This window comes from Flavobacterium sp. IMCC34518 (genome assembly GCF_027111095.2).
Lineage (GTDB): Bacteria > Bacteroidota > Bacteroidia > Flavobacteriales > Flavobacteriaceae > Flavobacterium > Flavobacterium praedii.
This window is the reverse complement of sequence record NZ_CP114284.2, coordinates 2,734,657-2,760,266: the sequence shown is the minus strand read 5'-3', so window position 1 is coordinate 2,760,266 and position 25,610 is coordinate 2,734,657. Positions and strand designations below refer to the sequence as shown.

The window sequence follows — 25,610 nt, the reverse complement described above, 5'->3', positions numbered from 1 at the left end:
CATTGGATGCCGAAATACAAACTAACATTTTAGGTAAAATATTCGGAGGTAAAACCGATACAGAATAATGGCAGATCAAGAAACTAATTGGATACTTAAACTCATCGATGAAATAACAAGCCCCGTAAATGAAGTTACGGGTGCTGTTAAAAAGATGGAAACATCTATCGAATCAGTTGACAAACAAGTAACCAAACTTGGTGTTGATTCTGCAAAGTCCTTTGAAAAGTCGAATGCTTCTTTAAAACAACTCGCTGTAAATGCAGGTGCTGATGCAATTACCAATTTAGGTCAACCCTTATTGGATGGGGCGGTTGGGGCTTATGCCTTGGACTCATCCTTAAAAGAATTGAGTGCAATAACAGGAGTTACAGATGAAGCACTTTCGCAAATTAAAGTAAATGCGCGTGAAACTGCTGTCGAGTTTGGAAGCAAAGCCCAGGACAACATTAGAAGTTACACATTGTTGCTTTCTAAGTTATCGCCTGAAATCGCTAAAAACCCCGAGGCACTAGACCAAATGGGAAATAGTGTGGCAATGCTTGCCGAAACAATGCACGGAGATTTAACAGGTGCAACCAATGCAGCATCAAGTGTTATGAATCAATTTGGCGTTGATTTGAGTGATCCTGTTGAAGCGGCAAACCAAATGGATATTATGCTAAATAATATCACGGCTTCCGCTAAAGTAGGTAATCAGGAAGTTGACCAGGTTGCCGTGGCAATTGATAATGTAGGTGCGGTGGCAAAAAATGCAAATGTATCTTTCATAGAAACCAATGCAGCGTTACAAGTACTTGGAAAATATGGCAAAGAAGGTGCTGAAGGCGGTATCGCATTGCGTAACGTTTTGGCTACAATGGGTAAAAAGGAGTTTTTGCCTAAAGAAGTTCGAGAGCAACTTAAAGGAGCTGGTGTTGATATTGATGTCCTTTCAGATAAAAACAGAACATTAGCAGAAAGGTTAACAGAGCTTAAGAAACTCGGAAGTAATGATGCTTTGCTTGGCGCAATGTTTGGAACTGAAAATACAGTCGCTATAACAGGACTTTTGGGAAATGTTGAATTATTAAAAACATACACAACCCAAATTACCGAAGACCAAACAGCGCTTGCTGATATGGCTGCAACAATGGGTACAAGTTACCAGGAACAAAAAGACAGGATTGTTTCTTATTTTGATGATATTAAGTTGAGTATTTATGGAGCTACCGGAAGTATGCTACCGTTCATTGACATAGGCTTGCAGGGAATAATGGGAATCATAAACCTTGCACCTGGACTGGTGGCTCTATCAAGTTTATACACAATGCTCAAAGAGGCAACATACTTGCAAACGGCAGCACAATGGTTATTAAATATTGCCATGGATGCAAACCCAATAGGGTTAGTAATTCTTGCAATTTCGGCACTAGTTGCAGTTGTAGCCACTATCATCACTTATTACGAAGATTGGGGCGCAGCTTTATCCATTGTAATTGGTCCACTTGGCTGGATTATCAATTTGGTTCAAAGTTTTGTACGCCATTGGGACAGTATAACCGCTGCTTTCGAAAAAGGAGGCATTGTAGGAGGTATAAAACGTATAGGGTTAGTATTACTTGATGCGCTATTGTACCCAGTTCAACAGCTTTTAGGACTATTGGCAAAAATACCAGGTCTTGGAGGACTGGCAGGAACCGGAGGAAAATGGATTGCTGAAATGCGCCATAATCTAGCACTTGATGAAGCCGACCCAAAAAAGGCTAAAGAAAAAGAGAAAAGCAAAATAGTTGGTCCCGAAGGAAAACCCGCAGCAGTTCCAGCAACACCTATAGTAAGTCCAAGTAGTATTGGAGCAGACAAAAGTGGTGCAAATTCTACAGGAGGGAAAATAATCAACATGACACTTAACGTGTACAACACTTATAAAGTGGCCAAAGAGGACTTAATGAACTTTGAAAAAATAACCGAGCATGTTGTGGGTAGAATAAACGATACCATGAAAGATGCCTTAATAGCTGCGGGATGATAATAGAATATAGTTTACCACCACTGGCCAATTTATTTATGGATGCTTTCGGCATTAGAATAGGAGGCATATATAGACCAGAAGCGGCCACTGGTAATCCAGATGATCCAAACGCATTATTTGCGGGACTGGAAGTTGTGAAGGAAATAAACGAATCGTATGAGACTAGCGATATGGGTACACCGATTGTGTTTCCTATTCTTTTTTCGTCAGGAGTGTATAAAAAGTATAATGAGCGTGGCGAAATAGTCGATAAAAAGATGGGTGATTTTAGATTGCCAATTGCCTCGATTGTTTCTTTTAGAAGGGATAAGATTATGGGTGTTACCCGAATTAACGGCGGTAAAGGAACCGTAAAAGAAATTTATGGATTTGATGATTGGCAAGTCTCTATAAATGGTTTTTTGATTCCAGACGGATCACAACCTCAAGGTTTTAAAAACCCATTAGAACAAGAAAAGGAATTGATTAACTGGGATAATTTGGCAAGTAGTATAGAGGTCTTTGGTGAATTGTTCACAGTTCGAAAGATTAAGCGATTGACAATAAAAGGAGTGACTTTTGAACCAATGCGAGGTAAACCTAATATTCGAACATTCACTGTAACTGCAATAAGTGATGATCCTATTGAATTGAATACAAAAAGTAGAATATGACATTAGCAATGGTTTCAAAAATAATCTTTCCGGAAACGGCTACTCATGACGAAATTGTAATTCGAAAATGCAATTCTGTTCGTATTGAAAGTTCATGGGAACTATTAACTGATACAGCTGTTATTGTGTTGCCACGAAATGTAAAGGACTTTGACAAACTGAACGTAAAGGCAATATTTAAAAAAGGTGATCCCGTTGAAATCTATTTGGGATATGATGAGAATCTATTGTTAGAATTCACAGGCTTTATAAGTGAAGTATCGGCGGATATTCCTGTAAAAATAAAGTGTGATGATTATATGTACTTACTCAAAAAGCATTCGGTTAATGTATCGATGAAAAGTACAAAACTGGAGGACTTGATTAAGTTGATTATTCCTCCTGGTATCGAGTATGATGTTGCCGATATCAATATCGGTACCAAACGCTTTCCAAATACAACGGCTGCTAAGATATTGGAAGAATTGCAAGGCAATAATATCTACTCTTATTTTAAAGGAAAGAAGCTGATTGTTGGTAAAATTTATAGTGACGATGTGTCGGAACCGGTTGTATTCAATTTTACTAAAAATGTAATCGACAATAACCTTCAGTATAAAAACAAGGAGGACGTAATTATAAAAATAATTGCCAATTCAACACTGCCAAAAGGTAAAAAGTTAAAAGTAGAGTATGGTGATGATTTTGGAACAGAGCAACATTTATCCTATTACAATATAACTCTCGAGGCTGAATTATTAAAACTCGCAAAAGCCGATTATGATAAATTTAAAGTAGATGGATTTGAAGGTCATATAACAGTATTTGGAACGCCAAGCGTAATACACGGTATGAAAGCTCAAATATTAAGTTATCAGTATCCCGATAGAAAGGGATTGTATTTTATAAAAAAAGTGGTCAAGGAATTTGATGACAGTCCAAAATACCACCAAACTATTGATTTAGACAAAAAAGCAGAATGACAAAGGTATTAGCCGAATTTAAAAATTTAATGACCAATAAAATGAAGTCACATGTGCCATTACAAACGGAATGGGTAACGGTGAAAGAAATTGATTGGGAAGAAAAAACAATGACGGCAATCGGTTTGTTAAACGCTCTTGAATATCATGATGTATTGCTTGGTTTGGGTGCTGTAAACTATAGACCAAAAATAGGTACATCAGCTTTGGTTGGGTCAATTCATAATGGTGAAGCTTGTTTTATGATTTCCTGCGAGGAAATTGAAGAAATTGAGATTATAGATGAATCGGGTTTTAAATTGAATTTAAATAATGGTTTATTACTAATTAATGGTGAAGAGTTTGGCGGAATAGTAAATGCAAAAGAGTTAAAAACACAAGCGGATAAAAACACTTTGATTTTAGAAAATATTCAAACTGTTTTTGAAAACTGGATTCCAGTCGCAAATGATGGTGGTGCAAGTTTGAAAGCTTTGGTTACCTCATTTACCTCACTCGAACGCACAGATTTATCCAATATTGAAAACATAACAATAAAGCATGGTAATGGCTAAAGGTATCCTACTTGATGAAAATAATGATCTAAAAATTGTAAACGGAAGGTTGCAATTGGGTAATACATTGATGCAAGAAGTGGGTATTATTTTGCAAATGAATCAAGGTGAATTAAAGTTTGATCCATTACTTGGTGCCAATCTAGTTACAGAAATGAGAGGTGTTCCAAATCCTCATAAAATTGAAAGTATAATTGATACACAGCTTGCTCTTGACGGAAAAAACTACGATGATATAAAAGATTTAATAATGCAAAAAATTACTTAATGTTTGAACTTTTACGCCCCTATTTATTATTGGTTTTCACTGCTTTTGTTGGAGGTTTCTTTGGTTGGTTTTTTACTCGTAGAAAATACAATGTAGAAGTTGACACAAAAGAAATTGGTAATGGTAGTGCGGTTGTAAAGCTTTACAAAGAGGCGCTGGACGATTTGCCTATTCGGTACGAAGAAAAATTCAACTCTTTAGATCGACTCTTTACACAAAAGGAAACAATTCTAAAAGAAGAAATAAGCTTTTTAAAAAAGGAGCGGGATTTGTGGAAGCGAAAATACAATGAGTTGATGCGCATACATAAGAAATACAAATTAGATCACCCATGATAGTACAAGAAAACCAATCCTTATTTGATATAGCAGTTCAAGAAGACGGAAGTGTTTTGGCTGTTTTTGAATGGGCATTGGCCAACGGGCTTTCAATTACGGATATCTTAGAACCTGGACATAAATTGACCGTTCCAAAATCTAATTTCAACAATATTGATGTAGCTAATTATTTTAAGGGGAGAAACCACAAAATAGCAACATGCTCAATAAACGGGAATAATAATTTACCAGAACAACCAAGCGGCATTGGATCAATGATAATAGGAACTGATTTTATAGTAACAAAATGGCAAGAACAATAAAAGAAATAAAATTAGCATTCACAACTATTTTTATGGCAAATACAGTACTGCAAGAAGCATACGGTTTTGCTGAAGGCGCAATTTTTGAAAATGAGTTTTCAAAAGTTTCCCTCGAAAGTATTTTGTTTGACATTTTCGCATTTGGAGTCTTTGTTCTAGAATCACTATTCGACAACCATAAAAAAGAAATCGACACTGCACTTTATGAGCAAAAGAGTGGTACACCTCGTTGGTATCGTAACATGTCTTTGGCATTTCAATATGGCTTTGATTTGCTTACCGATACTGATAAATTTGATAATATTGGGTTTACAATCGACCAGATTGAAGCTTCAAAAATTATAAAATATTGCTCTGTTAAGGAATCAATAGAGAGTAACCGATTAACGATAAAAGTTGCGAGCGAATTAGGTGAAGACTTAACACCACTAGATTTAACTCAGATTACAGCTTTTAAAGAGTATTTGGCAGAAATAAAGTATGCAGGGGTAAAGATAAATGTAGTTAATAATCCTGCGGATAAATTGGCATTAAATATGGCTATTTATCGTGATGTATTGGTTCTTGATGATAGCGGAAATTCAATTATAAATGGTGGTAAACCAGTTGAAAAAGCAATTCACGATTATATGAAAGCATTGCCATTTGATGGCGAATTAGTCTTGAATGATCTGATAGCAAAACTAAGAGCCGTGGATGGTGTAAAGAACGCTAATATTATCAATGCCACCTCGAGTGCCTATAATAGTGCAACTGATGATTATTTGGGTTTTATGCCGATAAATGTGAAAACTATTCCAGTTGCAGGATATTTTGAAATTGTAAATTTTGACAATGTAACCTATGTGGTATGATATAGATTATAACCGATTTGGGATTTTAAACCTACCTACTTTTTTGCGAAAGCCTATTATAGTGAGTTGGGTTCAAGTGTTACTCACTCCAATTGCTAATTTGCATTATAGCTGGAAACAAAAAAGATTGTCAGATTGGTATAAAATCAATCATACGGGTCAAGTTTGCTTATTACGAAAGGTGCTGAATGATACGCTTGATGTTGCCGAAAGGCGTATTTATATAGGCGAAGGCAATTCGTTTCCGCGAAAATACATATACACCAGGGCGGAAAAGAAACCAGTGTTTTTGGGTAGAATGTATATCTACCAAAATAGCGAATACACGAATACAGGTGTTGACTTTATTGTTTTTGCTCCTGCTGAAATTATAAACACACGAATACACGAATTAAACGCATTGATAAATTTTTATAAACTGGCATCCAAAAGATATAAAATACAACCGATATGAATATATTGAATTTTAATCAGAGTGTTGGGTTTCCGTTGGAAACGAACATACTTGATGACATGCAAACAAGCTACAATATTTTCAATGCACTTGGAGCTATTGCGGGAAACTTTACCATTATCTCAGGATGCACTACAGTAGGAACCACGGTAAGTAATGGTGTAGTTTTTATTAATGGCGAAGTTCTTGAATTTAAAGGAGGCTTAGTACAACCAAATGTTATTATTATTGAAAACAGAACAGCCCTTGAATTTGAAGATGGTAACGCCCACGATGTAATTTATAACCGTCGCGCCACTTTTGGAACCGCCACTACTCAATGGCCTTGGAGTGATTTTAAACGCGGGTTTGAAACAAAGTTAATTCCAGAAGCTTTGGACGCTAAAGAAGATAAAACCACTATTGCTGAATTGATATTAAGGATTGAACAATTGGAAGCACGTCCAGCCAGCAATATACCTATAGGACTTATTGCAGTTTGGGGACAACCAGTAGCGGATATTCCAGACGGTTGGGTAGAATATACACCTCTGAAAGGGCGTATGCCTGTTGGATTGGATACAAGTATCCCTTTGTTTGATACTTTATTAGATTATGGAGGGGATTCTTCAAAAACATTATCTATTAATGAACTCCCTAAGTTTAGGTTAAAACTAGCTAGTAAAATACCTTCTAATGTTAATGATATCGACAGAGGCTCAGGTTCTTCAAATTTTTCTCTCGACAATGCTGTTGAAGCATACACAGAATATATAGGAGGAGACCAAGCTTTTGATATTATGAATCCTTATCGAGTTGTACACTTCATTCAATACCTAGGATAATGGCAATAGTAAATATAAATACAATTAAAAACTGGTTTAAAACAGGTTTAAAACCAACACAAAATCAGTTTTGGGACACATGGGATTCATTCAGACATAAAAATGATAAAATTCCAGTAACCGAAATTGAAGGGTTAAACGAATTACTAGCGGGGGTTAGCTCATCTACTATTTATGCACCAGGACAACTCTTGATTTTTAAACGATCCCCAAATACCAATACTGCAATTCTTGAATCAGGTGATTTTTGCAAAGGTTTCGTAGAGGGAGTATTTATTGAGGGAATTTATCTGGAGGGTAATCCAGAACAACTAGGAAACTTTAATATTATTAATCAAATAGACTTTTAAAATGAAACAAAAAAAAAGAATTAAAGCTCTCGAAAAAGAGATTTTGGAACTTAAAAAAATCATCAAAAAAGATAGCGTAACGCTAACAGATGAAAGTAACCCCAATCAAGTGGTGGCAATTAGTTTTAGAAATGGAGTTTTCTCTACCGATAAAATTACTACCGAAATTGTGGTTGAAACCGAAAATATTACTAACGAACAAAATTTAAATTAAGATGAAAAAGTTACTATTAGGATTATTATTTTTTGTGGCGATTGCCACGCAGGCGCAAACGTATACTATTGCCAATACCTTAAAGTTAGGAACGGTAAACCAAGGTACGGCTCACGATAGTGTACTTGTGAGAGGTGTGGATAAGATTGTGAAGTTTGTTCCTAGGAGTGAGTTTGGTGGTGGTGGCGGTTCGCAAGATTTACAAAGTGTTTTAGACAATGGTGACGTAGCTTCTGGCACTATATCTTTATTGCAAGGTGGTTCTGGTTCTAGAGCTGATTTATATGGACATGGTTTGTATTTTAATAATGGATATATAGATCAAAATTTTAGTATTCAATCTGATGGAATAAGGGGTTATAATGATGCAGAAAATAGAATTAATAAACTATTATTTTCTAAGATAACAGATGGATTTGCTAATTTTTATTTTCCTGATAAACCATCAGGCACATATACACTAGCTACAACAGATGATATACCTACGGCTAGTGTAAGTTTCCAAGCCGCTTATAATGGAGGTAGGAACTTTTCGGGTAGTAATAGAATTAATTATACAGGTACAGGAGCTTTGGATAGGTATTTGTCGAGTTGGTCTCCGGACACTTTTAAAGCTCAAGACGTTTTGTTTAACCAATCAGTAGGATTAGATCCTACTGGACTTAGTTATTTAGACACAAATATAGGTGGAGGTAATGCAATAGATTTTAGGAAAACCTCCGGAGGTTACAATTCTTATAAATTTCCAGAAAAAACTGAAGGCACCTACATTTTAGCAACCCTTGATGATATAAAAATAGGCACAACAGCTCCAGCATCATCAACTGCGACAGGAGTGACTGGCGAAATAAGAGTAGTTTCTGGTTATATCTATTGGTGCATTGCCACGAATACTTGGATTAGAGCATCTGGAACGACTTTCTAAAAAAACAAAAAATGTCAAAAATAACGCTAAACCCTTCTATTGCTACAGTCTTAGACATTGACCCAATCGCCCTAAACGAGCGGGTCAACGTTTATTTAACTGCTGACGAAAACTGGACTGGCGAATTTGAGTTTGTGGTTTACAATTCAGCCGTAAAAAATAGATTTGTAAAGCCCGCTAATGCTTTGACAGTAGTTGAAAAACGAATGACATTGGTGATTGAGCCTATTGTACAAGGATTGACGGCTACTGCAAATTACTATGAGATTGTGAGTACGAGTACCAAAAGAATAGTTTTTAAAGGGCTTTTAAACATTACAAAATGATAGTCGAAATTACAACCGATTCGCCAAATATTGTATTTGGTATCGCAGGCGAAAAAATGGTAGTTACTGTTGATCTCAAAAAAGATGGTGTTGACGGTAAAAGTGCGTTCGAATTGGCTGTTGAAGTTGGCTATACGGGTACACTCGAGGAATTTACGGCTAACTTGGTAGAGCCGGACGTCGATTTTAACGCTTATTACATACTTTCAAAAAATTAGAATATGACAACAGTTCAAAGAATTATCGCATTAGCATCGGCTATTGGTGCCGATATTAAAACTCTTACCACCAAACAGGGTGATTTAACCGCATTATCAACTACAACCAAATCAAACTTGGTTGCCGCTATTAATGAGATTTTTGCCGCAATTGGATCATCAACAGTAATCAATGATACTTTGGGGGACGGAGCGACCACAAGTACATGGAGTGCCAATAAAATCTATGACACTATTGAAACGGCAAAAATAGCCATTAAAAATGAGTTGACAGGCGGAGCGGCTGCGGCTTTTGACACACTTTCCGAACTTCAAGCGGCTTTGGGTAACGATGCTAATTTTGCTTCGACAATTGCAATGGCATTAAGTCAAAAAATTCGTTTTGATGCGGCTCAAGCTTTGAGCGGTGCTGAAAAATTGCAAGCTTGTAACAATCTTGGCATTGGTGATCCTGACTATAATTTCGTAACCGATTATAACACCGCCAAAGCGTAATGAATTTAATTGATAGAATTATTGAGTTGGCCACGGCAATAGGTACCGACGTAAAAACTATCAATAGTTCGTTGTTGTCGGTTGTCCCTGATGCGGTAGATGCCAGTTTTACAGCAGGTGTAAATACATCTGTCTATTTACCACCGGCAACACTTACGGCAAATAGAACAATAACAATTCCAGCGGGAACCAATGGTGATATTATTGAGTTTTACAACAATGAGGCGGGTTTTGTTTGGCAATTGGGTGGTGGTGGTGTATATCTGTCTGATAACATTACAGTCATTACTTTTTTGTATGCGAACACCAATTATATTATAAAGAAAATCTCTGGTAAATGGAGAGTAGTAAATTAATTATTATGAAAAAAATACTTTTATTCCTGGTCTTATTTGTCGGCTTAAATATGTCGGCTCAGGTGCAATTTGGCAATGTTCAAAAACTGGCCACGGTTACAGCTTCAGGAAATATAACCACACAGAATTTAGTTCCCGCAGGTGTTGCAACGGCAAATAGTGCTGTTGAAATCACATTGACAGGGGCAAATCTTTTGTCTATTCAAACTACCGGAACATACACAGGAGCATTGAGTGTGCAAATCACGATCAACGGAACGACTTGGGTCACTCTAGGAGGTACGCAAATTATAAATATAAATTCGCCTAATACAGGTCTAGCTTCAATTACATCGGCGTTGCAATCTATTTTTCAGTTAGAAGTTGGTGGCGCATTAAAAGCTAGAGTTACAGGGTTGGCCGCAATGACAGGAACGGCAACGGTTACAATGATAGGATTGCAAAATACCTCAATCGTTGGGCTTGATTCTGCTATACCTCCGGGTACTAATGCTATAGGAGCTGTAACGCAGTCGGGAACTTGGACAGTTACGCAGGGAACGGCAGCCGCAGCTGCATGGTTGGCAAATCCGCTAAATCCCGCCGTAGCAACTACGGGTGATGTTGGAGCAAAATCGGCAACATTCAACGGTGCAACCCAAACCAACACCACTGCCAAAGGCGTTGTCGTAATTTTTAATGTTGGTACGGTTTCAGGAACTTCTCCAACGATGGTGTGCAAGCTTCAAGGCTCTGCTGACTCGGGAACAACTTGGTTTGATTTGCCAAGTGCCACAACCGCGATACTTACAGCAACGGGAGTTTTTGGAATTGAAATTTATCCCAATATTACAACTGTAGCTGCTACAACAACTACTGGAACAACGGCACAGATTTCTAGTGTTTTGCCAAGAACATGGCGTGTTGTTTATACTATTGGTGGCACATCGCCAATATTTATGCTTACGAATGTGCAGGTTAATTATTTACTTTAAAATTCATATAAAATGAAAAACATTTTTAAAAATTGGCGTACAACATCAACTGGAATAGTGATGTGCGCAGGTGCAATTGTAGCTTTTATAAACGATAAAACACAAATTATACCTTGTTTAACGGCTTTCCTTGGAGGTATTGGTCTCATCTTTTCAAAAGATAGTAATCAAACAGGAGTAGCAAAATAAGCTAGGTTCTCAGGAGGACGGGAAGTAAAAAAAGTCCTCCGAATTTTAAAATAGGTTCGACACTAAAATTAAAATTAACGCATTGAAGGTTATCGGAGGACAATATGTCTTCAGGTACTTTCAATGCGTTTTTTATTTTAATTAGTGTCGAACTGCAAATATAGAATAATCAATCATCAATCAAAAATCGAATGGAAACAAAAAAGAAAGTTTTTACAACGGCACCTTTGCCGTTTATGGGTCAAAAAAGAAAGTTTTTAAAACAGTTCAAACCTGCATTACTTGGATATTCGCCTACAGCTACTTATGTAGATTTGTTTGGAGGCAGCGGTTTGCTTAGCCATACAGTAAAGGCAATTTACCCTGATGCACACGTAGTTTATAATGATTTTGATAATTACCGTGAACGGCTTCAAAACATCGATAAGACTAATCAACTTATCAGTGATTTAAGAGTAATCTTGAAAAATTACGTTAAAGATGGACGAATTTTAGGAGCAATTCGAGACCAGGTAATGGAACGGATATGTACCGAAGAAAAAACAGGTTATGTGGATTATATCACACTATCAAGTTCTATATTATTTTCAATGAAATATGCGCTTTCCTTTGAGCAAATGGAAAAGGAAACGCTTTATAACTGCATCAGACAATCGGGCTATGATGCTACTGGTTATTTGGATGGATTAGAAGTAGTAAGCCAATGTTACAAAGAATTATTTGCGAAGTACAAAGATTTACCTAATGTAGTTTTTTTGGTTGATCCGCCGTATTTGTCTACCGATGCCGGAACGTATAAGAGTTATTGGAAACTTAGGGATTATTTGGACGTACTGCAGGTACTATATGGAACTAAGTATTTTTATTTTACTTCAAATAAGTCATCTATCATTGAGCTGTGTGAGTGGATTGAAACGAAAACGCCTATGAGTAATCCTTTTACGGGTTCTACAACGGCTACAATGAATGCAACTGTGAATTATAATGCTAGTTATACGGATATAATGCTATACAAAAATGAATAAGTATCATCAAATATTGAATAAAATCATCACTAGAGGTAAAAAGCAACAAAATAAAAAAGGCTCAATCACTTATCTTTTAAATCAAACATTGGAATTAAAGCCAATTGACCTGTTAGAGCTATTTGAAGGGCATGCCGTGGCTCGAAAAAAGCTAAAAGATGAATTAGGTCTATTTATGGCAGGGGAACGCTCTACGGAGGCATATCGAAATGTAGGTGTAAGTTGGTGGGATTATTGCGGTCCAATTCTGGTCAATAGTTACCCTACGTACTTTGAACAACTGCCTAAGCTTATTGAGCGTATCAATAAAGAAAAGCGCACATCAAAGAATTACGTGTTATTTCTTGGTTCTAACAACACGGAGAGCAACCAACAGCCATGCCTTAGCCTTATACAGTTCCAAATAGAGAACGGAAAGCTTATTGTTACGGCATATCAACGTAGCTCTGACGCAAATCTAGGCTTGCCTGCTGATATATACCACTTGTACTTAATAAGTAAACAGATTACACTACCGTTGAAGTCTATTACGTTGTTTTTGGGCAATGTGCATGTGTATGAGAATAATGTTGATGGTACGCAGGAGTTATTGAATGGCAATGAGGTTAAGTTTGCTTTAAATGTTGTTTAAAGGGTAATTAAAAAGGCTTTACAGATGTAAAGCCTTTTGTATATTTGTTCTCAAAAAATGTACATTTGAATTTAGATTTGTGTACATTTCAATTTTTCGATTATACTTATCAGGCAAAAAATACCAAACAGGTATGCCTACGAAAATAATAAATGATAAATAAACCGAAACCAAAGCTAATGGAATAGAGAGTAAATATAAACTTGTTGAGATTAAATTACTTCTATGAACTAAAGCGTTGTATGTAATCAACTTTACTTTTACTTCTACATATCTTCTTAATAACAAAAATGCAAAAGCATTTAAAAACATTACAAAACCATAAAACATTGATGCTTGGTACAAATGAAAATGTTCCGCTAAAAACGCAGTAGGTAAAGGAATTAATGACATTGCGAAAAGCAAAAAAGCATTGTACCATACCAATTTTGAATTTGAATAGGGAAGTTTATCAAATAACGAATGATGATTTACCCAAAAAATAGCCACCACGATAAAACTCAATAAATACGCTAATAGTTTGGGGATTAATTGAAATAAATTATTCCAAACATCTTGATTTGTAAAATTCTCTTTCAGTTCGGGAATGTGTAATTCCAAAACCATAATGGTAACAATAATTGCAATTACCCCATCGCTAAATGCTTCTATTCTGTTTTTATTCATATCAAAATTCATTTCGTAAAAAAACACCTAAATTGTTAGTATTGGTATAATTATTTCTACCTAATTGAGACAAATCTAAACCTGCTCCAAATTGGAATTCTTTTACTTTTAACCCCAAACGAAAACGTTGTGTAAAAGTAAAATTGTTTTGTTCAACAGTTGGCAAAGCATTTACCAATTCAATTTGCGAAAACAAGTTTAACTTTTCAGTTAATTTTGGTGTGTATCTTGCCAAAAAGAAAAAATCTATATTGGGCCCTTTTAAAGTTTCGGCAACTAACCAACTAAAAATAGTATAGTTTTTTTTAATTTTTGCAAACTGAATACCTGCTTTTGGAAAAATTCCTCTATTTAAAATACTTGCAACAACAACAGGAGCAAAACCTTTTAGTTTTGGTGCATTGTAACTAAATGCTTCTGTAAACCCAAACTGTGGTAAGTTGGTGGTTTCTGTCATTTTACAATCTATACTTGCACGATTTCGGTTAAAAAACAAGAATTTAGAATTTTGTCCTTCTTTGTTTTTGAAATATTTGAAAAACATAATATCAACCGTTGCTTTCTTATTTCCTACAAAAACTTCCACAGGAATTTGTGCAAAAGCAATGCCTCTAAAAAGAAGCATTGATATTATTGCAAAATATATTTTAAAGTTTATTTTCATTATTTATTCAAGGCTTTAACTACTAATTCTGCTGCTGCCGCACCTGAATTTTGTTGTTGTCCTGTAATTAAATTTCCATCTTGAATGGCATACGAACTAAAAGGTGCTGCAACTTTGAATGTTGTACCTGCAATTTTTTTGGCTTCATCCTCGATTCTGTAGGGTTGAATTTTCATACCAACGGCTTTGTCTGCAAATTCTTCTTCGGCATCGGCAAAACCAGTCCACGTTTTTCCTTTTACCAATAATTCGCCATTTGATTTTTTAGCGTCTAATAATAATGTGGTTGAATGACAAACAGCTGAACTTGGTTTTCCTGCTTCGTAAAATTCAACAAATAATTTTTCTAAATCTTTATTACCTTTGAAAGTGTACATTGGTCCTTGACCGCCTACCAAAAAGATAGCATTGTAATTTTTAGCATCCACTTCTGTCAATTTTTTAGTATTTGCCAACATATCATTGAACGACTTTTGTTGCATATAACCTAAAGAAATTATATCGTGAGCAGAATAACCACTTGCATCGGTTGGATTAGAATAACCGTCCATTTCCAATTTTCCGCCTTCGGTTGAAACCAATTCTACATCATAACCAGCCTCTTGAAAAACTCGTAAAGGATGTGTTAATTCAGCCGCCCAGAAACCAATAGGCCACCCAGTTTGTTTGCTTACACTTGGCGAACTTGCCACCATTAAAATTTTTCCTTTTGCAGGAGCACCGTGAAAATGAACATAACTATTTACTTCTGTTATCATTTTTTTTGATTTTAAATTTTTATTAGATTTTTGATTTTGTGCCATTAACCCCATAGTTGATAGGAATAATAACGACATTGTGAAAATTGACTTTACCATATTTTTATATTTTTTTTAAATTATTATTATTCAAATATCAGAACTATATCTACCTTTGGCAATAGTTAAACCCAAAAGTGCGATACATACTTTTTGGTAAGTATTAATAAAATCAATAGTTTAAACAATGCCAGATTTCAAATACAACGGTAAAATATACTACAATCCAGTACAATTGGTAATGGAACAAATAGGTGGAACTTGGAAAGCTCCAATTTTGTGGCGACTGCAAGACCAAACTATGCGATATGGCGAACTAAGAAAAGACATTCCACATATTTCAGACAAAATGCTAACAACTCAATTAAGACAATTGGAAGAAGACGGTTACTTAAGCCGAAAAGTATTTGCTGTCGTACCACCAAAAACAGAATATAGCCTAACCGAACAAGGAAATGAAATAATAGGTTTAATAACAGTAATCAGAAATTATGGACTTAAAATGATGGAAAAACAAGGATTGAAATAATAACGGCGGATAACAGCGGTTTGAAGCAATTGGGGGGTTTTGGGCTTAATTTAAAGTTGGTTTTGTATTTGCAAAGTTCAGTCATTAACCGAAATTTAAGGCTTACTTTACCCAGATTACGAAGTCTCCCGACTTCGTACATTTTTTAAAAGTTCTTGAAAGCCTTAAACATGTCAAAAGTCTCCAGACTTTTAACGAATAGACCTTTGCAACAGCATATTTTTTTTTAAAATCATCATAAAAAGAACAAAACCATTATTATCTAATTATATCTTAATTTCGAAATACAAACTCTAAAGCATTTTTAATAACAAAGGTATTCACGGTAAAAGTCAGGAGACTTTTAGTAGATTTACATTTTACAAGAACATTTAAAAAAGTTCGAAGTCGGGAGACTTCGAAGATCTGAAATTCCATTAGCCAACTCTTCATTGCGATTCTGAATCCTACTTTCCATATTCTATTTATTCTGTTAACTTAATCAACCTATTTTCATTTAAAAATACTTATGTTGATACCAATTTTTCAAAATAAAGATACTATTTCAAAACCAGCTCTACGAAGTCTCCCGACTTCGTACATTTTTTAAAAGTTCTTGAAAGCCTTAAACATGTCAAAAGTCTCCCGACTTTTAACGAATAGACCTTTGCAACAGCATATTTTTTTTTAAAATCATCATAAAAAGAACAAAACCATTATTATGTAATTATATCTTAATTTCGAAATACAAACTCTAAAGCATTTTTAATAACAAAGGTATTCACGGTAAAAGTCAGGAGACTTTTAGTAGATTTACATTTTACAAGAACATTTAAAAAAGTTCGAAGTCGGGAGACTTCGAAGATCTGAAATTCCATTGGCCAACTCTTCATTGCGATTCTGAATCCTACTTTCCATATTCTATTTATTCTGTTAACTTAATCAACCTATTTTCATTTTAATATAAAACTTATGTTGACACCTATTTTTCAAAATAAAGATACTATTTCAAAACCAAATTTAACTCCTCTCCTTCTACAATTTTTTTATTAATAATTGCAAACCAAAGCGGCGGTATCAAAGCCAAAAGCATACTTCCAGGATATCCCAAGGGCAATTGCAAACTATCGTCCATGTGACGTAATATTTGATATTTACGCGTTGATTTATAATGATGATCACTATGCCGAGTAAGTTCAAATAACAAAATTCTTCCCATTTCATGATCGCTATTCCAAGAATGTTTAGGCAAAACACGTTCTGGACGACCCGAAGGCAAAATTTTACGTTGCAAACCGTAATGCTCTATATAATTGATTATTTCTAACAGTAAAACTCCAACAAAAGCAATTGCTACTGCAAAAGGAACTAATGCGAATCCAAAAAGCAAACCTACAACCAAAAGATAAAGCATTTCATAAATTGAGAACCGAATCATTTCATTGTTCCAACTCCAAATTGTTTTGTTTTCCCGCTTCAATCTGTCGTTTTCCAATTTCCAAGCGTCTAAATATTGTCCTATTATTGATCGAAAAAAGAAAGCATAAACCGTTTCATTTTTTCTGGCAGTTGCAGGATCGACCATAGTTGAAACATTTTTATGATGCCCGCGATTGTGTTCTATAAAAAAGTGTTGATACAAAACGAATAGCAAACCTGCTTTGGCAAAAAACTGAGAAACTTGATCCGTTCTATGTCCCAATTCATGAGCTACATTAATTCCAGTAGCACCCAAAACAACACCAATACTCAAGGTCAAGCCAACCAATTCTGAAGTTGTTAAAGCTTTAGTCTGAACTGTGTATAAATAGTAATACGTCAAAAACAAACAAATAGGTGCACAGATAAATAAAAGCAAATCAAAAAATACTTTTTTGGAACGATTCTCTTCTTCTTCCATTGGAACATTTATTTCAGAAGCAGGTATAATGGCATCCAAAATCGGAATAATACCAAAGGCCAAAATAACGGTTGCCCAAGACCATATTCCTCTATTTTCCAGTGCTATCCAACCAGAAAAAGGAATTATATAAGCTAGTATGTATTTTAAATCTTTCATACTAATTAGTTTTAGAATTTCGCCAAGATTGCCAAGCACCAGTTGACCATAAAGCCACTATTATAAGTACAGGTTGAAAAGGAAGTCTAGCCCAACGAGCTGCTTCGGTATCTAAACCAAAAGCATTTCTATGTTCCACCAATTGAGCAATATTTCCTGGAAAAACCAAAACAAAAAACAAAGCTACTATCCAACCCACTTTTACTCTTTGCTTCAAAACAAATAGCAAAGACAATCCCAAAATGATCTCAACAAAACCAGAAAGCAAAACCACCCAGTCAGGATCTATTGGTAACCAAGGCGGAACTTGAGCCAGAAATTCTGTACGACTCCAAGTAAGATGGCTGATTCCTGCCAAAAGCAAAAAACATCCTAAAATAATTCTACCCGCATTTTGATAAATTGAAGGTTTCTGATTTTGAACTGTTGTTGATTCGCTTTTCATCTTAGTTGTTTTTTAATAGTAAGTACACAAAGAAAAATGAAAAAAAACGGTAAAACAATAACAAATGTTATCAAAATGTTAGGCATTTTTCAATCTACTCAAATGAACCGATGAAACATTAAGATACGATGCAATATAATGCTGAGAAACTCTATTGACAATACCCGGAAAAATTACATTCATCTTGTTGTATCGCTGTAAAGGAGTTTCGGTATAAAGCGACTGAATCTTATTGCTAAAAATAAAAAAATAATCCTCGGCCAATCTTCTCCCTAACTTTTCTCCTTGTTCGAGAATTGAATAGCCTTCATGAAGTGTTGCAAAAGACATCACAACCACTTCCGTTGCTTCCAATGCTTGAATCGAATAATTGGAAGCTGTCTTTTTGAGGAAGCTTTCGTAATCTGCAGAAAAAGTATTTTCTAAAGAAAAATGAAAGGTATGTTCTTCTTCTTTTTGATCTACAAAAAATACTCTCAACAAACCGCTATTGACAAAATATATTTCTTTACAAACACTTCCAGGAGAAAGAACCATTTGATTTTTGGTAAATTTTTTTATCGTAAATTTTGGGGAATACAAATTCCATTCGGCTTCTGTAATTGTAATATAAGAAGACAAAACTTGATGTATTTGTTGGAGTTGGTTTTCGAGCATAAAACAGTGATTCTAATAAATGATCAAGTGGAAATTTGAGTTACAACTTTTATAACAATTCCAAATTTACACTTTTATTAACGATTCCTACTTTTTTGAATTTGACCTACTATTTCTTTTCTCAACCAAAGCTAATTATAAAAACAACTGCCCTAGCCCTGATGGGAATGGAAAGCCTTGCGAAACAGACTTGATTTTTTTCTGGATATAAAAGAGCGACCAAAGGAAGCTCCTTTTATATCCTAGAAAAAACAAGGATGTGAGCAAGCTTGAAATGACAGCAGGATTTGCTCCCTCTAAAAATTTTGAATACTACAAAAAAACTCCCAAGTTACCTTGAGAGTTTTTAATATGAAATATTTTAATGCTTATGCGTTACTAGCAGCCGCAATTAAATTTAAAGCTGAACCGGCTTTGTACCAACCAATTTGCCCTTCGTTGTAAGTGTGGTTTGCCAAGATAACATCTTTGGTTCCATCGGCATGAACAAATTCAATCGTTAATGGCTTACCTGGCGCAAAATCAACTAAATCTATGAAGTTGATAGTATCGTCTTCCTGGATTTTGTCATAATCAGCTTCGTTAGCAAATGTCAATCCTAAGAGACCTTGTTTTTTAAGGTTGGTTTCGTGAATACGGGCAAATGATTTCACCAATACCGCTTTTACTCCCAAGAAACGAGGTTCCATAGCAGCATGTTCACGAGAAGATCCTTCGCCGTAATTCTGATCCCCAACAACAACTGAAGGAATTCCAGCCCCTTTGTAGGCACGAGCTACTGCAGGAACTGCATCGTATTCCCCTGTCAATTGATTTTTAACCGAATTTGCTTTTTGGTTGTATGCATTCACGGCACCAATCAACATATTGTTTGAGATATTGTCTAAGTGTCCGCGGAAACGCAACCATGGTCCGGCCATAGAAATGTGGTCGGTAGTACATTTTCCGAATGCTTTGATTAACAATTTGGCACCAGAAATATTTTCACCATCCCAAGCATCAAATGGAGCCAATAATTGCAGACGATCTGAAGTTTCGCTTACCACAATCTTAACGCTTGATCCATCTTCGGCTGGTGCTTGAAAACCGTTGTCCTCAACATCAAAACCTCTTTTTGGCAATTCGTCACCAAATGGAGCAATTAATTTCACTTCTTCCCCTTTGTCATTCAACAAAGTATCCGTCAAAGGATTAAAGTCCAATCTTCCTGAAATAGCCAATGCAGCTACCATTTCTGGTGACGTTACAAAAGCGTGTGTATTTGGGTTACCGTCTGCTCTTTTGGAGAAGTTACGGTTGAATGAATGCACGATTGTGTTTTTCTCTCCTTTGTCTGCCCCTGCTCTATCCCACTGTCCAATACAAGGTCCACAAGCATTGGTAAATACTTTGGTTCCCATTTTTTCGAAAGTAGCGATAATACCGTCTCTTTCGATAGTGTACCGAATTTGTTCCGAACCAGGATTGATTCCAAACTCTGCTTTTGGGGTAATTCCGTGTTCTACTGCTTGGTTTACGATTGAAGCCGCGCGAGCCATATCTTCGTACGAAGAGTTCGTACAAGAACCGATTAAACCCCATTCTACTTTTAATGGCCATCCGTTTGCAGCAGCTTCCGCTTTCATTTTTGAAACTGGAGTTCCGCGGTCCGGAGTGAAAGGCCCATTGATGTGAGGCTCTAATTCTGATAAATTGATTTCGATAACTTGGTCAAAATACTGTTCCGGATTTGCATATACTTCTGGATCTCCAGTCAAGTAAGAAGCCACTTTATCGGCAGCATCCACAATATCCTGACGATCTGTAGCCGCTAAATACCTGCGCATGGAATCATCGTAACCAAATGTAGAAGTTGTAGCGCCAATCTCGGCACCCATATTACAAATAGTTCCTTTTCCTGTACATGACATATTTAAGGCGCCTTCGCCAAAATATTCGACAATAGCACCGGTTCCTCCTTTTACGGTAAGAATATCGGCTACTTTTAGGATCACATCTTTAGGAGCAGTCCAACCGGACAATTTTCCAGTCAATTTTACTCCAATTAATTTAGGAAATTTTAATTCCCAAGACATTCCAGACATAACATCTACAGCATCAGCACCACCAACACCAATGGCCAGCATTCCTAAACCACCTGCATTTACTGTATGAGAATCGGTACCGATCATCATTCCTCCGGGGAAAGCGTAGTTTTCTAAAACAATTTGGTGAATAATTCCTGATCCTGGTTTCCAAAAACCAATACCATATTTATTCGAGACAGATGAAAGGAAATCGAAAACTTCTTTTGATTGTTTATTTGCGACAGCTAAATCTGATTCAGCTCCGTTTTTAGCTAAAATCAAGTGATCACAGTGAACCGTAGTTGGAACTGCAACTGTTTTCTTTCCAGCATGCATAAATTGCAACAAAGCCATTTGGGCCGTTGCATCTTGACACGCTACTCTGTCTGGAGCAAAATCAACATAATCAACTCCTCTTCCGTAAGCTTGCCTAGCAGTTCCATCCCAAAGGTGACTGTACAAAATCTTTTCGGTTAAAGTAAGTGGACGACCAACTATTTCGCGTGCTGCATCAACACGACTTGTCATGTTAGCATACACTTTTCTAATCATTTCAATATCAAAAGCCATAATATTTCAGGTGTTTTTGTTATTATATTTTGAACATTACAAGGTACAAAAAAACAGACTACAAAAAAAAGCCTGAGTCTATTGACTCAGGCTTTTAAACTTTAATTAACTAATTATGTGAATTATTTAACTAATAACTTATGAGAAGGTGCAAACTTAGTAAGATTAATACCTTCTACTGCAGTTTTATATTCTTCTATAGTTGGTGTTCTACCAAGAATTGTAGACAAAACCACAACTGGTGTAGAAGAAAGTAGTGATTCTCCTTTTTTACCTTCAGTATCTTCTACAACTCTTCCTTGGAAAAGACGCGTAGATGTTGCCATTACTGTATCTCCTTTGGCAGCTTTCTCTTGGTTACCCATACAAAGGTTACAACCTGGGCGCTCTAAGTATAACATATTTTCGTATGAAGTACGAGCTGCAGCTTTAGGAACATTATCGTCAAATTCGAAACCAGAATATTTTTGCAAAATTTCCCAGTCCCCTTCTGCTTTTAATTCGTCAACGATATTATAAGTAGGAGGCGCTACAACTAATGGCGCTTTGAACTCTACTTTACCTTCTTGCTCATCAATGTTCTTAAGCATTTGAGCAAGGATTTTCATATCTCCTTTGTGAACCATACAAGATCCGACAAATCCAAGATCTACTTTTTTCACTCCACCGTAGAAAGATAAAGGTCTAATGGTATCGTGAGTATATCTTTTAGAAACATCAGCATTATTAACATCTGGATCTGCAATCATTGGCTCAGCAATCTGATCCAAATCAACAACAACTTCAGCATAATACTTAGCATTTGCATCTGGTCTTAGCGCTGGTTTTTCGCCTGAAATAATGGCAGCGATTCTTTTATCAGCTATAGCAATCAATCCTTTCAACACTTGATTTTGGTTATCCATTCCCTTATCGATCATGATCTGAATTCTACCCTTCGCCATCTCTAGCGATTCGACCAAAGTATAATCTTCAGAAATACAAATAGACGCTTTTGCTTTCATTTCAGCAGTCCAATCTGTAAACGTAAACGCTTGATCCGCATTAAGAGTTCCTAAATGAACCTCGATAATTCTTCCTTGGAATACATTCTCTCCACCAAATGTTTTAAGCATTTGAGATTGTGTAGCATGAACTACATCACGGAAATCCATATATCCTTTCATGTCTCCTTTGAAAGTTACTTTCACAGATTCTGGAATTGGCATGGATGCTTCACCAGTAGCCAATGCAAGAGCAACAGTTCCTGAATCAGCACCAAAAGCAACACCTTTGGACATTCTTGTATGAGAGTCACCACCGATGATGATTGCCCACTCGTTTACAGTAATATCGTTAAGTACTTTGTGAATTACATCCGTCATTGAATGATAAACTCCTTTCGGGTCGCGAGCTGTGATCAATCCGAAGTCGTTCATGAATTTCATTAATCTCGGAATATTTGCTTTAGATTTATTATCCCATACTGAAGCAGTATGACAACCTGATTGGTAAGCACCATCAACAATTGGAGAAATCACAGTAGCAGCCATAGACTCTAATTCCTGAGAAGTCATCAAACCAGTTGTATCTTGTGAACCAACAATATTTACGGTAACACGAACATCTGAACCAGCGTGTAATACTTTACCTGGAGTAGTTCCAACAGCATTTGCATTAAATATTTTTTCTACAGCTGTAAGACCTTGTCCTTCAACAGAAACCTCTTTTGACGGAGCATACACAGGAACAATATCAATCCCAAGTGTCTTTGATGCAAATGTTTGCAATTTTTTTCCAAACACAATTGCGTAAGATCCACCAGCTTTTATAAATTCAATTTTCTGAGGTGTAAATGCCTTAGAAATATCGATCAATTCTTTGTCTCCGCTATAAAGTTTTTTAGTTTTTGTGTTGATTGTAAGAACCGTACCAGTAGCTACAGAGTAAACTTCTTCAAGAATAGGATCACCACTTTCATTACGAACTACTTCACCATTAGCGTCAGTCTTTTTTACCCAGTTTTTAAGATCCAAACCAATACCACCAGTTACATCTACAGTTGTTAGGAAAATTGGAGAAATACCGTTTGTACCTGCAACGATTGGAGCAATATTAATAAATGGAACATAAGGACTAGCTTGTTTACCACTCCAAAGTGCCACGTTGTTTACACCTGACATTCTTGAAGAACCAACACCCATAGTACCTTTTTCAGCGATTAACATCACGCTCTTATCAGGATTCGCTGTTGCTAATGCTTTAATTTCAGCTTGTGCTTCAGGAGAAATTAAACATTTACCATGAAGTTCACGATCTGAACGAGAGTGCGCTTGGTTTCCTGGAGAAAGTAAATCTGTTGAAATATCTCCTTCACCAGCAATAAAAGTAACTACCTTAATTTCTTCTGCTATTTCAGGCAATTTAGTAAAGAACTCAGCCTTAGCATAGCTCTCTAAAATAGCTGCAGCAATTTCATTACCGCCTTTGAAAGCCTCAGCTAAACGATCTGTATCTGCTTCATAAAGAAAAACTTGTGTCTTTAAAACTTCTGCAGCATCTTTTGCAATAGCTATATCATTACCTAATGCTAAGTCAAGTAATACTTTTATTGAAGTTCCACCTTTCATGTGTGACAATAACTCTAAAGCAAAAGCAGGAGTAATTTCAGCAACTACTGATTGACCGAGAACGATTTCTTTTAAAAAATTAGCTTTTAAATTAGCCGCAGGAGTAGTCCCAGGAACAACATTATAAATAAAGAAATTAAGAGACTCTGCTCTATACTCGTTATTCAAATCTTTAATTTGTTCAATGATTTCGCTTAGCAATTCAGCGCCATCAATCGGTTTTGGGTGAAGACCCTGCCCTTTTCGTTCTTCGATTTCTTTAATGTAATCGCTATAAGTCATAATGATATCTTTTCAATGTTATATGGCAAATTTCTTTATTATTTCAAAATTTAAAAGCCATAATAATGAGTATTTATTTTTTTTGCCTTGCAAACTTAATAATTAAAGACGAGAATTTAAAAAAATTTAATAGAAGTCAACTTTTCAAAAATTATTATTGCAAAATAATTATTTTTCGTGAATTATAATGAAATAAAATCGAATATATCAATATTTATTGAGAATTCAATAATTATGATTTAATTTTATAACAAAACTACAACGATTGAAATGAAAAAAAACACTGTATTCCAATAAGAACAGAGTGTTTTTTAAAAAAAAGACATAAAATACTTATATCAATTTTGAAATTATCATTTCTTCTGAAATACCTTCGGCATCCGCTTTATAATTTTTGATGATTCGATGTCTCAAAATTCCGGTTGCAACTGCTTTTACATCTTCTATGTCAGGCGAAAACTTTCCATAAAAAGCGGCATGAGCTTTAGCAGCCAAAATTAAATTCTGCGAAGCTCTTGGGCCAGCACCCCAATCCAAATAATTTTTTACAAATTCATTAGAAAGTGAATTATCTGGACGTGTTTTACTAACTAAAGTTACAGCATATTCCACCACATTATCCGCAACAGGAATACGACGAATCAAATGCTGAAAATCTATAATTTCTTGAGCCGTAAACAACGCATTTATTGTTGTACTCTGATCAGCAGTTGTACGCTTGACTACTTGAACTTCTTCCTCAAAAGAAGGATACTCTAATTTTATGGCAAACATAAATCGGTCTAATTGTGCTTCAGGCAAAGGATAAGTTCCTTCTTGCTCAATAGGGTTTTGAGTAGCCAAAACAAAATAAGGCAAACTTAATTTATGATTTACTCCCGCTATAGTTACAGAACGCTCTTGCATTGCTTCTAACAAAGCTGCTTGAGTTTTTGGCGGCGTTCTATTAATTTCATCGGCCAAAATAATATTTGAAAATATTGGACCCTTTAAAAATTTAAACTGACGGTTTTCATCTAAAATTTCACTACCTAAAATATCTGAAGGCATCAAATCTGGAGTGAACTGAATTCTTTTAAAATCCAATCCTAATGCTTGAGCCAAAGTATTCACCAATAATGTTTTGGCTAAACCAGGAACACCAACCAACAAAGCGTGACCTCCAGAAAAAATACAAAGCAAAATCTGATCTACAACATCATCTTGACCAACAATGATTTTAGCAATTTCTTTTTTTAATTCATTACGTTTTTGGACTAAATTCTGTATCGCTGTTACATCCGACATTTTATATTATTTTTTTAATTAAAAAAGAGTTAGCTCTATGAAAACATAAAACTAACTCTTTTTATTTATTTAAT

31 protein-coding genes are annotated in these 25,610 nt (G+C 35.6%); 22 read left to right on the top strand and 9 right to left on the bottom strand.

The features are described from left to right. The first annotated feature begins 67 nt into the window (after window positions 1-67). From OZP06_RS11745 to OZP06_RS11645, 21 genes are all read left to right on the top strand, one after another. Window positions 68-2,011 (top strand): phage tail tape measure protein, encoded by a 1,944-nt coding sequence (locus OZP06_RS11745; protein ID WP_269222006.1) that lies wholly within the window; start codon window positions 68-70, stop codon window positions 2,009-2,011. Continuing rightward, on the top strand, window positions 2,008-2,667 hold the full coding sequence (locus tag OZP06_RS11740) for a DUF6046 domain-containing protein (protein WP_281323747.1): 660 nt from the start codon (window positions 2,008-2,010) through the stop codon (window positions 2,665-2,667). The genes OZP06_RS11745 and OZP06_RS11740 overlap by 4 nt, the downstream gene beginning before the upstream one ends. Further along, window positions 2,664-3,629: a hypothetical protein gene (locus OZP06_RS11735; RefSeq protein WP_269222004.1), complete on the top strand. Its 966-nt coding sequence runs from the start codon at window positions 2,664-2,666 to the stop codon at window positions 3,627-3,629. Before OZP06_RS11740 ends, OZP06_RS11735 begins: the two co-directional genes overlap by 4 nt. Then, complete coding sequence (locus OZP06_RS11730) at window positions 3,626-4,183, top strand: hypothetical protein (RefSeq protein ID WP_269222003.1); 558 nt, start codon at window positions 3,626-3,628, stop codon at window positions 4,181-4,183. The genes OZP06_RS11735 and OZP06_RS11730 overlap by 4 nt, the downstream gene beginning before the upstream one ends. Next, complete coding sequence (locus OZP06_RS11725; protein ID WP_269222002.1) at window positions 4,176-4,451, top strand: hypothetical protein; 276 nt, start codon at window positions 4,176-4,178, stop codon at window positions 4,449-4,451. The genes OZP06_RS11730 and OZP06_RS11725 overlap by 8 nt, the downstream gene beginning before the upstream one ends. After that, window positions 4,451-4,786, top strand: coding sequence for a hypothetical protein (locus OZP06_RS11720; RefSeq protein ID WP_269222001.1), 336 nt, complete (start codon window positions 4,451-4,453; stop codon window positions 4,784-4,786). Before OZP06_RS11725 ends, OZP06_RS11720 begins: the two co-directional genes overlap by 1 nt. Further along, window positions 4,783-5,091 (top strand): hypothetical protein, encoded by a 309-nt coding sequence (locus OZP06_RS11715; RefSeq protein WP_269222000.1) that lies wholly within the window; start codon window positions 4,783-4,785, stop codon window positions 5,089-5,091. Before OZP06_RS11720 ends, OZP06_RS11715 begins: the two co-directional genes overlap by 4 nt. Continuing rightward, complete coding sequence (locus OZP06_RS11710) at window positions 5,076-5,945, top strand: nucleotidyltransferase (protein WP_269221999.1); 870 nt, start codon at window positions 5,076-5,078, stop codon at window positions 5,943-5,945. Before OZP06_RS11715 ends, OZP06_RS11710 begins: the two co-directional genes overlap by 16 nt. After that, window positions 5,935-6,399 (top strand): hypothetical protein, encoded by a 465-nt coding sequence (locus tag OZP06_RS11705; RefSeq protein ID WP_269221998.1) that lies wholly within the window; start codon window positions 5,935-5,937, stop codon window positions 6,397-6,399. The genes OZP06_RS11710 and OZP06_RS11705 overlap by 11 nt, the downstream gene beginning before the upstream one ends. Beyond that, on the top strand, window positions 6,396-7,223 hold the full coding sequence (locus tag OZP06_RS11700) for a hypothetical protein (RefSeq protein ID WP_269221997.1): 828 nt from the start codon (window positions 6,396-6,398) through the stop codon (window positions 7,221-7,223). Before OZP06_RS11705 ends, OZP06_RS11700 begins: the two co-directional genes overlap by 4 nt. Then, complete coding sequence (locus OZP06_RS11695; RefSeq protein ID WP_269221996.1) at window positions 7,223-7,573, top strand: hypothetical protein; 351 nt, start codon at window positions 7,223-7,225, stop codon at window positions 7,571-7,573. The genes OZP06_RS11700 and OZP06_RS11695 overlap by 1 nt, the downstream gene beginning before the upstream one ends. 1 nt (window position 7,574) lies before the next feature. Further along, the gene (locus tag OZP06_RS11690) at window positions 7,575-7,787 is read left to right on the top strand and encodes a hypothetical protein (protein WP_281323746.1); all 213 of its coding nucleotides are present in this window, start codon (window positions 7,575-7,577) and stop codon (window positions 7,785-7,787) included. A 1-nt stretch (window position 7,788) separates the two neighbouring features. Beyond that, window positions 7,789-8,712, top strand: coding sequence for a hypothetical protein (locus OZP06_RS11685; protein WP_269221994.1), 924 nt, complete (start codon window positions 7,789-7,791; stop codon window positions 8,710-8,712). A gap of 11 nt (window positions 8,713-8,723) precedes the next feature. Then, a complete protein-coding gene (locus OZP06_RS11680) occupies window positions 8,724-9,038 on the top strand; it encodes a hypothetical protein (protein ID WP_269221993.1) in 315 nt (104 codons plus the stop codon). Then, on the top strand, window positions 9,035-9,256 hold the full coding sequence (locus tag OZP06_RS11675) for a hypothetical protein (protein WP_269221992.1): 222 nt from the start codon (window positions 9,035-9,037) through the stop codon (window positions 9,254-9,256). The genes OZP06_RS11680 and OZP06_RS11675 overlap by 4 nt, the downstream gene beginning before the upstream one ends. A gap of 3 nt (window positions 9,257-9,259) precedes the next feature. After that, window positions 9,260-9,751, top strand: coding sequence for a hypothetical protein (locus OZP06_RS11670; RefSeq protein WP_269221991.1), 492 nt, complete (start codon window positions 9,260-9,262; stop codon window positions 9,749-9,751). Beyond that, window positions 9,751-10,107, top strand: a complete 357-nt coding sequence (locus OZP06_RS11665) for a hypothetical protein (RefSeq protein ID WP_269221990.1) — start codon at window positions 9,751-9,753, stop codon at window positions 10,105-10,107. The genes OZP06_RS11670 and OZP06_RS11665 overlap by 1 nt, the downstream gene beginning before the upstream one ends. A 5-nt stretch (window positions 10,108-10,112) precedes the next feature. Beyond that, the gene (locus tag OZP06_RS11660) at window positions 10,113-11,081 is read left to right on the top strand and encodes a hypothetical protein (RefSeq protein ID WP_269221989.1); all 969 of its coding nucleotides are present in this window, start codon (window positions 10,113-10,115) and stop codon (window positions 11,079-11,081) included. A gap of 12 nt (window positions 11,082-11,093) precedes the next feature. Then, window positions 11,094-11,270 carry a hypothetical protein gene (locus OZP06_RS11655; protein ID WP_269221988.1) on the top strand — a complete coding sequence of 59 codons (177 nt, stop codon included), beginning with the start codon at window positions 11,094-11,096 and terminating at the stop codon, window positions 11,268-11,270. A 191-nt stretch (window positions 11,271-11,461) separates the two neighbouring features. Continuing rightward, window positions 11,462-12,295, top strand: coding sequence for a DNA adenine methylase (locus OZP06_RS11650; RefSeq protein WP_269221987.1), 834 nt, complete (start codon window positions 11,462-11,464; stop codon window positions 12,293-12,295). Beyond that, complete coding sequence (locus OZP06_RS11645) at window positions 12,288-12,926, top strand: thymidylate synthase (protein ID WP_269221986.1); 639 nt, start codon at window positions 12,288-12,290, stop codon at window positions 12,924-12,926. The genes OZP06_RS11650 and OZP06_RS11645 overlap by 8 nt, the downstream gene beginning before the upstream one ends. Before the next feature lie 18 nt (window positions 12,927-12,944). Here the strand turns inward: OZP06_RS11645 and OZP06_RS11640 are convergent, their stop codons facing one another. Genes OZP06_RS11640 through OZP06_RS11630 form a run of 3 tightly spaced genes read right to left on the bottom strand, consistent with a single transcriptional unit; the run spans window position 12,945 to window position 15,014 of the window. Next, the gene (locus tag OZP06_RS11640; protein WP_269221985.1) at window positions 12,945-13,592 is read right to left on the bottom strand and encodes a TMEM175 family protein; all 648 of its coding nucleotides are present in this window, start codon (window positions 13,590-13,592) and stop codon (window positions 12,945-12,947) included. Between the two features lies 1 nt (window position 13,593). Then, a complete protein-coding gene (locus OZP06_RS11635) occupies window positions 13,594-14,256 on the bottom strand; it encodes a hypothetical protein (RefSeq protein ID WP_269221984.1) in 663 nt (220 codons plus the stop codon). Continuing rightward, a complete protein-coding gene (locus tag OZP06_RS11630) occupies window positions 14,256-15,014 on the bottom strand; it encodes a type 1 glutamine amidotransferase domain-containing protein (RefSeq protein ID WP_269221983.1) in 759 nt (252 codons plus the stop codon). The genes OZP06_RS11635 and OZP06_RS11630 overlap by 1 nt, the downstream gene beginning before the upstream one ends. A gap of 226 nt (window positions 15,015-15,240) precedes the next feature. On the opposite strand from OZP06_RS11630, the gene OZP06_RS11625 reads away from it, so the two are divergent. Beyond that, complete coding sequence (locus tag OZP06_RS11625; protein WP_269221982.1) at window positions 15,241-15,582, top strand: helix-turn-helix domain-containing protein; 342 nt, start codon at window positions 15,241-15,243, stop codon at window positions 15,580-15,582. A gap of 982 nt (window positions 15,583-16,564) precedes the next feature. Here the strand turns inward: OZP06_RS11625 and OZP06_RS11620 are convergent. The 6 genes from OZP06_RS11620 to OZP06_RS11595 all read right to left on the bottom strand — a co-directional run bounded on the left by OZP06_RS11620 (window position 16,565) and on the right by OZP06_RS11595 (window position 25,536). Beyond that, on the bottom strand, window positions 16,565-17,620 hold the full coding sequence (locus OZP06_RS11620) for an alkane 1-monooxygenase (RefSeq protein WP_269221981.1): 1,056 nt from the start codon (window positions 17,618-17,620) through the stop codon (window positions 16,565-16,567). Window position 17,621: 1 nt separating this feature from the next. Next, window positions 17,622-18,065, bottom strand: a complete 444-nt coding sequence (locus tag OZP06_RS11615; protein ID WP_269221980.1) for a DoxX family membrane protein — start codon at window positions 18,063-18,065, stop codon at window positions 17,622-17,624. Window positions 18,066-18,143: 78 nt separating this feature from the next. Continuing rightward, window positions 18,144-18,722, bottom strand: coding sequence for a Crp/Fnr family transcriptional regulator (locus tag OZP06_RS11610; RefSeq protein ID WP_269221979.1), 579 nt, complete (start codon window positions 18,720-18,722; stop codon window positions 18,144-18,146). 368 nt (window positions 18,723-19,090) lie between these two features. Further along, window positions 19,091-21,358: an aconitate hydratase gene (locus OZP06_RS11605; RefSeq protein ID WP_281323745.1), complete on the bottom strand. Its 2,268-nt coding sequence runs from the start codon at window positions 21,356-21,358 to the stop codon at window positions 19,091-19,093. Between the two features lie 122 nt (window positions 21,359-21,480). Continuing rightward, window positions 21,481-24,252 carry a bifunctional aconitate hydratase 2/2-methylisocitrate dehydratase gene (locus tag OZP06_RS11600; RefSeq protein WP_269224608.1) on the bottom strand — a complete coding sequence of 924 codons (2,772 nt, stop codon included), beginning with the start codon at window positions 24,250-24,252 and terminating at the stop codon, window positions 21,481-21,483. 330 nt (window positions 24,253-24,582) lie between these two features. Next, entirely contained in the window at window positions 24,583-25,536 is a 954-nt protein-coding gene (locus OZP06_RS11595; protein ID WP_281237729.1) for a MoxR family ATPase, read from the bottom strand. Window positions 25,537-25,610 lie beyond the last annotated feature (74 nt).